A 9,874-nucleotide genomic window follows, 5' to 3' on the forward strand; every position below is an offset into this window, starting at 1 on the left:
AACGTTATCTAGCCCAAGTTTTTGTCGTTTTGGGTTTGTTGGTTAGCCTACCCGCTTTAGCCGAAGAGGAAGGAGCTCCTAAGTTAGCTTACTTCACCTTAGAGCCGGATCTCACTACCAACTTTTATACTAAAGGCAACAAACTCGGCTACATCCAAGTTCGTATCGACATCATGGTTGCCAGTGAAACTGATCTCAAAGTTGTTGAGCTACATCAGCCTTTGATACGTGATGCGGTAATTGAACTGCTTGGTAAGCAGTCGGAAGACACCATTACTTCCTTAGCGGGACGCGAAGACCTACGTAAAACGCTAGTTGAGCAACTCAATGCCACTTTGCTACCTGAGACAGGAAAAACCATTATTGCTGACTTACTGTTTACTAAGTATTTGTACCAGTAACTCAAGGTAAAATGACAAACGGCGCTCTATGCGCCGTTTTTTTATGCCTGTGATGACTGCTTAGTTCGACTTGCATCGAGCAATCCAAGCGCGACTCCAGATAACAAACCAGCTAAATGGGCAGTATTGGCAATCGCCATGTAAGGTTGAACAAAGCCAAGCACCAGCCAAACAAGCATAAAACCAATAATAGGTTTAGGCATACTTAGGCCAAGTTGCGGCGCTTTATAGCCTAGCATCCATATGTAGCCAACAAGCGCATAAACCACTCCAGACAAACCACCGAAGTTGGCCCCTTCAACCCAGTACTGCCCAGCCCCGGACAGCGCCGCTGAAACCACAAAGATCTGCAGCAACTTTCCTGAGCCTAGTCGCTGCTCAACATCACCACCAAGTTGCCACCACCAGAGTAAGTTAAAGGCAATGTGCATTACCGAAAAATGCAATACCGCATGACTTACCCAGCGCCATAACTGCCACTCTTGACCAGAGAATGCAGGGAAGTGAAGTAAAGCAAACACTCCTTGACCCGAACCAAACTGCTGCAAAGTAAAGATCACCAAACAGATCACCATCACCGATAGGGTCATAGGCCCCGCTTTCGCTTTGATCATCGCTAACATGCTCGGAGAGTGATACTTAAAGTGATTCTTACGACTTTCTGCCATGTCCCACGAAGCCGCCTGATACTTACTGGCATTTGGGTCGGCTAAAAACTGTTGCAGCTCAGACTCTACTTCTACTTGATACTGGCTATCTGTCAGCCACAGCGCAAACTGCCTCTCTCCCTCTGGCATCATCTGAATGTCGATTTGGCGTGAGGCCATATAGTCGATAAAAGCTTGCGCCATACGAGGATTATTAAGAGAGACAAGTCGATGCATAGAACTAACCTAAATTGGATTGTGTCGGAAGTGCGGCTCTTTGCCATGCTTCAAAGCCACCATCTACACTATACACCTGCTCAAAGCCTTGGTTAACCAAATACTGCGCCGCACCTTGGCTGCTCACACCGTGATAACACATCACCAAGACCGGTTGGTCAAATTCGACATCATCCATAAAGGCAACAATCGTATCGTTGGTTAAGTGAAACGCTCCCTTCGCGTGAGCGACTGCAAAGGATTGAGGGTCACGAATATCGACCATACGCGCTTCTCCTTGCTCTAAAAGGCGTTGCGCGCCACCCACATCAATATGCTTAAACTGATCCATTAACTTTCTCTTTTATATCTTATATGTCTAACGCCATTGTAACCTATCCAGTGGCTAACAAGTACACGAGGTCAGTAAGGTTATCCACCAGCGATCATAAATGCATCAACTGTGGATAAAACTGTGGATTGCGTTGATAAAGTATTTTGGATTAGATTGATCCACAATATATAGTGATGATCATTATTTAATTGTGTGTAAAACAGAAACTATCCCCATCGCATTAGAGGGTGAAATGCCTTTATTCACCCCGCTTTCTGACAGATAGCAAAGAAATTTACCACAGAGTTACCCACAGGCTAGAGTAATTAAAATCGATCCAAAATTGTTTCACCAACTTGCTAGATGATCGGCAATAAAAAAGCCGAGATCGTTAGATCTCGGCTTCGATATTGTCTGTCGCTTAATTGGTATTAAAACTCACCAACCGCAGCTTTCAATTTTTTCATCGCGTTCTTTTCAAGCTGACGAATTCGTTCAGCCGATACGCTGTAAGTTTCCGCTAGCTCTTGCAGCGTAGACTTGTTGTCGTCTAACCAACGAGAGCGAACAATGTGTTGACTGCGCTCGTCTAAGCTCTTAAGCGCTAAGCTCAAACGATTGTTAGTGTGCGCTTCCCAGTTTGCTGCTTCTACACTGTCGGCAACATCAGAAGACTTATCTTCTAAATACACCATAGGCGCAGTGTAAGATGAACCTGAATCATCATCGTCGCTTGGCATTTCAAACGTTGCGTCTTGAGCCGCTAATCGAGACTCCATTTCGCGCACTTCTGAAGGCTCAACACCTAACTCACGAGCAACCATTTCAACTTCGCCATTGTTAAACCAACCTAAACGCTTTTTAGATTTACGTAGGTTGAAGAACAACTTACGTTGCGCTTTAGTGGTCGCGATTTTCACGATACGCCAGTTACGTAGCACGTACTCATGAATTTCAGCTTTGATCCAGTGAACAGCAAAAGAAACCAGACGAACACCCACTTCTGGGTTAAAGCGTTTTACCGCTTTCATTAGGCCAATATTGCCTTCTTGAACTAGGTCAGCCATAGGTAGGCCGTAACCTGAATAACCGCGAGCAACGTGGACAACAAAACGAAGGTGCGAAAGGATTAAGCCTTTTGCTGCCTCAATTTCACCGTCGTAATGCAGACGTTCTGCAAGTTCACGCTCCTCTTCAGGAGTTAGCATTGGATAGCTGTTCACTGAGCGAATATAGCTATCTAAGCTATCTTGGGTCACTACAGCCATTGGGTATGCTTGGTTACTCATTCAAGTCCTCATCAGTCTCTGATTAAGAGTATGTTTTTAACCCATCAATCTTGAACCTAAAATGAACAGGTTTCAAGCAGGGGAAGGTTATTATGCATAAACAAATCATCTATACAAGAGAAGAAGTATACGGTAGCGTCTACTTTTTTCAATAGTATGACAACAGCAAAATAATCCAGTTCAATTAAACAGGCTCGATCTCTTTAAGATGTCTTTGCGCTGATACTTTGGCAGCTAAACAGCCAAGGAAGGTTCCTAGCATCACCAATAGCAAAGATTCGTCCCAGCTTAAGCCAACCAAGCGGAAGTGGCTGTCATACAAAAGCGCCAACTGCTCAACGCTACTGTTGAGCAAAATTGTGATAACTGCAGTTAATACCCACGCAGTAACCGCACCTAACAGACCAAACCACATTCCTGAATAGAGATAAGGTCGAAGAATATAGCTGTTAGTTGCCCCAATCAGCTTCATGGTTTGGATCTCTTCTTTATTGGCGAGCACATTAAACCTCAATGTATTGCCAACAATTAAAAACACAGCTCCGAGCATCAATACCGACAGAGTCACGACAATACCGCCAACGAGGTTTTTGATCGCATCTAAACGAGTCAACCAATCTTCATCCAAGCGAACATCCGATATACCCTCTTCTTGGGCAATACGCTGAGCAAGGCGCTTTATAGCCGCTTTGTCATCTTTGCTCGGAGTAATGACTAACACGCCAGGCAGCGCATAGTCATCTAGTAGGCTAATGGCTTGCTCAAAACCTGAGTACTGGCTGAGATCTTCTAATCCCTGCTGCGGTGAGATGTACTCAACCTCTGCCACATCTGGTGAGGTTTCTAACTCATCTTTCAACACCATGATTCGTGCTTCAGGTGTTTGGTCTTTTACATATACGCTGACTTGTGCCGGACTAGTCACATTAGTTGAAGCGACAGAGATGTTCTTACCTAGTAAATAAAGTGCAGATGGCATTGCTAGCGCCATTGAAATAACCGTCAGAGTAAGAATGTTGCCTAGTGGTCGCTGCCAAAACTCGCTCAACGATGCCTTAGCTTGCTTAAAGTGGACGGCAAAAAAGCTGTCTTTCTTTACTCGGTTTTTACTGCGAGACGCATTAACGCTCTTATTACGCTTATTCACGCCCATAATCTTCAACCTCGCTCAAAAAGCCTTGATTCAACTCTAGGTGACGATACTGTGGACGCGTGCTTACTAACCCTGTGTCGTGGGTTGCTAAAAGAATGGTAACCCCTGCGCGATTGAACTCTTCAAAGAGTTTCAACACTCGGTTAGACAGCTCAGGGTCTAAGTTACCCGTAGGCTCATCCGCCAGCAGTAGTGTTGGCCTGTTAACCACAGCACGTGCGATACCAACCCGCTGCTGCTCACCACCGGATAGTTGACTAGGTAAGCATTTCGCCTTGTCGAGCAGTTCGGTTTTATCCAAGGCTGCAGATACTCGGCGTTTGATTTCATTCTCTGAGATAGACTCGATACGCATAGGCAAAGCGACGTTATCGAATACACTTCTATCCATTAACAAGCGATGGTCTTGAAAGACAATGCCAATATTGCGGCGTAGGAATGGAATGTCCTTGTTAGGAATTCGAGTAATATCATGATCATTAAAACTGATCTTGCCATCAGTTGGGCGCTCAATAGCACAAATCAATTTAAGCAGTGTGCTTTTACCTGCGCCAGAGTGCCCGCCAAGAAAGGCCATTTCACCACGACGAAGATGAAAATCGACCTTCTGTAAAGCTTGTCGACCACCGCGATAAGCTTTACTTACTTGCTGAAATTTTATCACCCGAAATCCCTCTTACGAACTTCTAAACAGTATGCATACATCAATAATTTGAAGCAATACAAGCACTTCAAATATGACGGGATTAATCTTCGCGACTAAACAACGCGTCAATGAACTCTTGAGTCTCAAATGGACGCAGGTCATCAATACCCTCGCCCACACCGATGTAGCGAATTGGGATTTGGAACTGATCAGCCAGCGCAAAGATCACGCCGCCTTTGGCCGTGCCGTCAAGTTTTGTCAGAGTGATACCGGTCAGAGGAGCTACATCGCTAAACAGCTTAGCTTGGCTAATTGCATTTTGGCCTGTGCCCGCATCCAACGTCAGCATGATCTCATGTGGCGCTGAATCATCGACCTTCTTCATCACGCGAACAATTTTGCGCAGCTCTTCCATAAGGTTAGCTTTATTCTGTAGGCGACCTGCGGTATCGGCAATCACCACATCAACACCTTTGGCTTTTGCTGATTCAATAGCATCATAGATAACTGAAGCACTGTCAGCGCCTGTGTGCTGAGCGATGACAGGTACGTTATTACGCTCACCCCATACTTGTAGCTGCTCAACCGCTGCCGCACGGAAAGTATCACCCGCAGCAAGCATGACTTTCTTACCTTCTGCTTGGAACTGCTTAGCGAGCTTACCTATAGTGGTGGTTTTACCGACACCATTTACACCAACCATCAAAATGACATAAGGCGTTTTGGTTGTATCAACCTCTAACGGTTTTTCAACGTTAGATAGGATTTCCGCCATCTCTTCTTTAAGCAAACCGTATAGGGCTTCGCCATCTTTTAGTTCTTGGCGAGATGCCTTTTCAGTTAGGTTGTCGATAATTTTTTGAGTGGTATCCATACCCACATCGGCGATCAGCAACTGCTCTTCAAGCTCTTCAAATAGCTCATCATCGATCTGCTTATCTTTGAACAGGCCAAAGAAGCCAGCACCGATATTAGCTTTAGTTCGGGCTAAACTGCGCTTCAAGCGCGCAAAGAAACTCTCGGTCGGCTTTTCTTGCTCAACGGCACGAGGTTCAACAGGCTGTTCAACTTCCTCGATCGCCTCTTCTGCTTCTGCTTCTGCTTCTGCTTCTGCTTCTGCTAGTTCAGTGTTGGCTTGCTGTTCTTGCTCGTCAACAACTTGCGTATCTTCAACTGACTCTTCGGTTAAATTTTGTTGTTCTTCAGCGGGTTGCTTAGTCTGCTCTTCATCGCCAAAACCAAGCCAAGAGAGTAATCCGCGCTTCTTTTTTTCCGTCATCTGGGGCTATCCTAGATCGTCTTGTTTAACTCAGACTCTTTTCCACTGTTGGAAAAGAAAACGACAACACAGTGAAAAGTTTTCACTACCTATTCGATGGTATACACTTTGTCATCAACAAATTTGGGCTGTATGTTAGTGCTCACAGCAGAGCGACTGGCTATAGTATCACTTTATTAGCGGTCAAAAAATCTATGGTAAGACGTCGCCAGCAAAACACATCACAAAAAAAGCCTTCCACGGGCTTTGTTCGTATTATTAGCGGTTTATGGAGAGGGCGTAAACTCCCTGTTCATGATGCCGAAGGGCTAAGACCTACGACCGATCGCGTCAAAGAGACCCTATTTAACTGGATTGCGCAAGACGTACCGAGGGCAAAGTGCCTCGACCTGTTCGCAGGCTCTGGCGGGCTAGGATTTGAAGCGGCATCACGTCAAGCAGAGATGGTGACCTTGGTTGAACTAAACCCAAACGCTTTTAATCAAATAAAAAAGAACATTAGTACTTTGAATGCCGACAACCTACAGGTACATAACACGGATGCGCTAAGCTTTCTTAAACAGCAAGGTACACCACACCATGTAGTGTTTATTGACCCTCCATTTCGTAAAGGCTTACTCGATGAAACCATCGAACTACTAGAAACGAATGGCTGGCTCGCGAAAGAAGCGATGATCTACGTGGAAACAGAAAAAGAACTCAACCTTGACTGCATTCCACCACATTGGCACTTACATCGAGAGAAGAGTGCTGGTCAGGTCAGCTACCGTTTGTTTGAGAGACAACCAAACTAATAAGGAAATAATAATGAAAGCACTGATTATGTTAGCCAAAGCCGCGATTGGTTTTGTTTGGTTTATTCTTATCCTCAACTTTTTTGTCCCATTCCCAGGCAAAGCGGCAATTGCCCTATACATCATGGCGGGCTTTTTGCTCTTTATGCATGGCATTCAGATGATGATTTTTATCGGCGCTTTTGGCGACAAAGTAAAAATGAGCAGTTGGGAGAAGTGGTCTATTTTGATCTTTGGTATTTTCGCTCTGCTCGACATACGTCGTAAGTACATGAGCTAAATAAAAACGCCGCTGTTATTAGCGGCGTTTTCTATTGTACTTATCCTAGATAGCTCTTCATTCCATCCAAGAACATCTGCGTCGAAATCATAATTAGCAATAAGCCCATCAAACGCTCAACAGCTTTCAGGCCTCGCTCGCCTAACACTCGGTGGAAGAAGTTGTAGAACATCAAGATAATAAAACTCGCGCCCCAAGCTAACATTACCGACGCTGACAACTCCAATAAGTTATCAGGGTGCTGACTAGAAAGAAGTAGCAAGGCTGCTAACACCGAAGGCCCTGCAATCATCGGGATTGCCATCGGCACAATAAACGGCTCTTCACCAGCGGCAAGCCCAGTAATACTGCCACCGCTTGGGAATATCATCTTAATCGCGATAATAAATAAGATGATACCGCCAGAAATGCTCAATGTTTCTGGCTGGACGTGTAAGAAGTCCAAAATGCTCTTACCCGCGAACAGGAACAGCATCAGAATGCCTAATGCAAAGAATAGTTCGCGGATGAGAACCTTACGCCTACGCTTAGGATCAAGGTGCTTTAGGATAGAGAGGATAATTGGCAGGTTTCCAAGCGGATCCATAATCAGGAACAGCATGGTCGCAGCGGAAAATATGTCCATAAGAGCCTCCAAAAAAAGTGTGATCTAGCTAAGCGTTAAAAATCCGGCGAAGTATAACAATCTCATTCAATGATTTGGAAGCATTGGCAAACATTATCTGCCAAATAAATTCGAGATGAAGCTCAGCGACTTAGTGGCCGCACACTCGCTCTGCATTAACCTGCCATACACCATCCTTTACAATGACCTTTTCACGCTCAATAAAGAACTCAAGTAAGGTTTCAAGAGTAAAGCCATTACATTTACAGGTACGAAAACGCGCCTGCTCACCAAACAGTTCGTTCACCGCCGACTCTAATTCAGGTTTAGTCATCGGGCGTTCTCTTAGCAAGTTTAGAACTTTGTGGGCGTGTGTTTCAGTTGTCATGAGCATTCCTCAGAGTGGTTTTTCTGCAAGGATACTCGTAATAGGCAAAGATTCTTTGATTTTAGATAATCAGCGAAGCTGTAATCAAACAATGTGCTAGAAGGTAACTACCTGAGATCAGATAACGGCCTTTATAGATAGGATGTCTGTAGTCGTGAATAGCCAGTAAAACCGCCGAGAGAGTTAGCGTTAAAGAGCCGATGAAACCAAGCGCACTGGCGCTACCGGATTCCGTTAACCAAACTTCACCCGCAGCCCAATTAAGTTGCAGCAACACGACTCCCATCATGACAACGGGAAATATCAGACGATCGATTTTGGGTAAGAGTAAGAAAAAGCTCACAACGCCAATGCCGAGCAGCATAGCAGGTAGCCACCAAACCATATCACCAGACAGCTTAGACCAAAACGATGCGCTATAGCATAACTGGGCAATAACAAAGCCAGCAAAGCTCAGTTTTAAGTACTTTTTATAGATGTAGAGACTGTCAGCAACAATAGAAACAATAAGACCAAGTGAAACCCACCAAGCGCTAGCAACAGCAAGATCATTATGGCTCCATAGCATCACCAACAGCATCAGCAGCGACAGCGTTTTAAACATCGCCGCTTGCCTTATGTGATTACTTTCATTCGCGGAAATACTGATATACCCCGATAGGGCAACAGAAAGCCAGCTCCACATCCGAACACCTCTACAAAATTGAGCTGCTAGTGTAGGCAGAGCGTCTAAGATGTCTAGAGTAAAGCAGCAAAACTTGGATCTCGATAATATTAATCCGTGTTAATCATTGATTCCTCTACGGGGCATCACAGCCTGTTAGGTTAGCCTTGCTTTGACCAAAAAACATTTTTACACAATAACAGCGGCTAGCTATTACCAAAGCCAAGAAAAAACAACTTGATGGTTATTAATTTTTCACTTCCGCCACAAAATCAATTTAAAACAACAACCTACAAACCAATCAATAGCCTAGATCCGATTTTAATCTTAAATTATTGCTCTTAGAGTGACTAAATCAGCAAATCGTTAGCTAGTTTTCAAGGTCACGATCGTCAAAACAAAGTCATTAAACTGTAAATTGACATTCAGGCACAATCACAAGATCCAAACAGCCAAAAACAGCACTCTCAATAACAAAACAAGTTTTAAACAACTAAATTAACAAACAAAAACAACAGCTTATAAAAATACAAATGTGTTTAATGTCTACTTTTCCTACAAATCCCCAACCATCAAAAATTAAAATAATCACGACAAAAATGGCAAATATAGGCACTTAAAGTTATATTTTTAAAGCTTAGGCATTAAATTACTTGATCTAACCATCAAAACACTGCTATTCTTTTAGCCATACCGAATAACATCAATCTTAAGGAGCAGTGCCATGATTTCTTCTTCACAAAAACAAGGGCTTGTAATGATCGCAGTCGTCGTTGGTTTAATGACACTGCCGATGATGTACTAAGAAAATCAATTTAAATAAAAAGGGACGCAACTGCGTCCCTTTTTATTTTTTGGTGAACTATCACTCATTAATCAGTCAAAAAGCGACCTTCATAGCCGCCAAATAGCATTTGATAAAAGTGTCATTTTTACTGCTTAAGCTATAAATGCTTCGATAAAGTATCCCAATGCGCATAATAAAATAGTAATGCAGCCAGCGTGATAAGCGTCATCAAGGTAATAGCAGCTCTCCAGATAAAGCGACTACTTCTCGGAGTGAGCTCTTTTTCACACTCATCACATACGCTCAGAAAATTACGTCGGCTATCTAATTTAAAATCATCCTCATGAACCACCTTGTTACGGATGGTCGCGATATACCTCAGTTTATCAATC

The 9,874-nt window shown here is 43.8% G+C and carries 12 protein-coding genes and 1 pseudogene; 3 read left to right on the forward strand and 10 right to left on the reverse strand.

The annotated features are described in order from the left end of the window. A partial coding sequence (locus QTO00_RS08635; protein WP_331424302.1) for a flagellar basal body-associated protein FliL occupies positions 1 to 401 on the forward strand: 401 nt, incomplete at its 5' end. Between the two features lie 41 nt (positions 402 to 442). Here the strand turns inward: QTO00_RS08635 and glpG are convergent. The 6 genes from glpG to ftsY all read right to left on the reverse strand — a co-directional run bounded on the left by glpG (position 443) and on the right by ftsY (position 5,965). Further along, positions 443 to 1,285: a rhomboid family intramembrane serine protease GlpG gene (glpG, locus tag QTO00_RS08640; RefSeq protein ID WP_331424304.1), complete on the reverse strand. Its 843-nt coding sequence runs from the start codon at positions 1,283 to 1,285 to the stop codon at positions 443 to 445. Positions 1,286 to 1,289: 4 nt separating this feature from the next. After that, entirely contained in the window at positions 1,290 to 1,616 is a 327-nt protein-coding gene (gene glpE / locus QTO00_RS08645; RefSeq protein WP_331424305.1) for a thiosulfate sulfurtransferase GlpE, read from the reverse strand. A gap of 413 nt (positions 1,617 to 2,029) precedes the next feature. After that, positions 2,030 to 2,887, reverse strand: a complete 858-nt coding sequence (gene rpoH, locus QTO00_RS08650) for an RNA polymerase sigma factor RpoH (protein WP_331424307.1) — start codon at positions 2,885 to 2,887, stop codon at positions 2,030 to 2,032. A 184-nt stretch (positions 2,888 to 3,071) separates the two neighbouring features. Further along, entirely contained in the window at positions 3,072 to 4,040 is a 969-nt protein-coding gene (gene ftsX / locus QTO00_RS08655) for a permease-like cell division protein FtsX (RefSeq protein ID WP_331424309.1), read from the reverse strand. Beyond that, a complete protein-coding gene (ftsE, locus tag QTO00_RS08660) occupies positions 4,027 to 4,704 on the reverse strand; it encodes a cell division ATP-binding protein FtsE (protein WP_331424311.1) in 678 nt (225 codons plus the stop codon). The genes ftsX and ftsE overlap by 14 nt, the downstream gene beginning before the upstream one ends. 82 nt (positions 4,705 to 4,786) lie before the next feature. Then, positions 4,787 to 5,965, reverse strand: a complete 1,179-nt coding sequence (ftsY, locus tag QTO00_RS08665) for a signal recognition particle-docking protein FtsY (protein WP_331424312.1) — start codon at positions 5,963 to 5,965, stop codon at positions 4,787 to 4,789. A gap of 194 nt (positions 5,966 to 6,159) precedes the next feature. Between ftsY and rsmD the strand changes: the two genes are divergently transcribed. Both rsmD and QTO00_RS08675 read left to right on the forward strand, forming a co-directional pair. Next, complete coding sequence (gene rsmD / locus QTO00_RS08670; RefSeq protein ID WP_331424316.1) at positions 6,160 to 6,759, forward strand: 16S rRNA (guanine(966)-N(2))-methyltransferase RsmD; 600 nt, start codon at positions 6,160 to 6,162, stop codon at positions 6,757 to 6,759. Positions 6,760 to 6,772: 13 nt separating this feature from the next. After that, positions 6,773 to 7,039: a DUF1145 domain-containing protein gene (locus QTO00_RS08675; RefSeq protein WP_331424313.1), complete on the forward strand. Its 267-nt coding sequence runs from the start codon at positions 6,773 to 6,775 to the stop codon at positions 7,037 to 7,039. A gap of 40 nt (positions 7,040 to 7,079) precedes the next feature. Here QTO00_RS08675 and QTO00_RS08680 read toward each other — a convergent pair whose 3' ends face one another. The 4 genes and pseudogenes from QTO00_RS08680 to QTO00_RS08695 form a co-directional block, all read right to left on the reverse strand. Beyond that, positions 7,080 to 7,664, reverse strand: coding sequence for a YhgN family NAAT transporter (locus QTO00_RS08680; protein ID WP_038209887.1), 585 nt, complete (start codon positions 7,662 to 7,664; stop codon positions 7,080 to 7,082). Between the two features lie 130 nt (positions 7,665 to 7,794). Beyond that, entirely contained in the window at positions 7,795 to 8,031 is a 237-nt protein-coding gene (locus tag QTO00_RS08685) for a YecH family metal-binding protein (RefSeq protein ID WP_331424314.1), read from the reverse strand. Between the two features lie 61 nt (positions 8,032 to 8,092). Then, complete coding sequence (locus QTO00_RS08690; RefSeq protein WP_331424315.1) at positions 8,093 to 8,716, reverse strand: lysoplasmalogenase; 624 nt, start codon at positions 8,714 to 8,716, stop codon at positions 8,093 to 8,095. Positions 8,717 to 9,639: 923 nt separating this feature from the next. Next, positions 9,640 to 9,874 (reverse strand): annotated as a pseudogene (locus QTO00_RS08695) (DUF4145 domain-containing protein); the annotation flags it as partial.

Origin of the sequence: Vibrio sp. M260118 (assembly GCF_036533755.1) — a bacterium.
GTDB lineage: Bacteria > Pseudomonadota > Gammaproteobacteria > Enterobacterales > Vibrionaceae > Vibrio.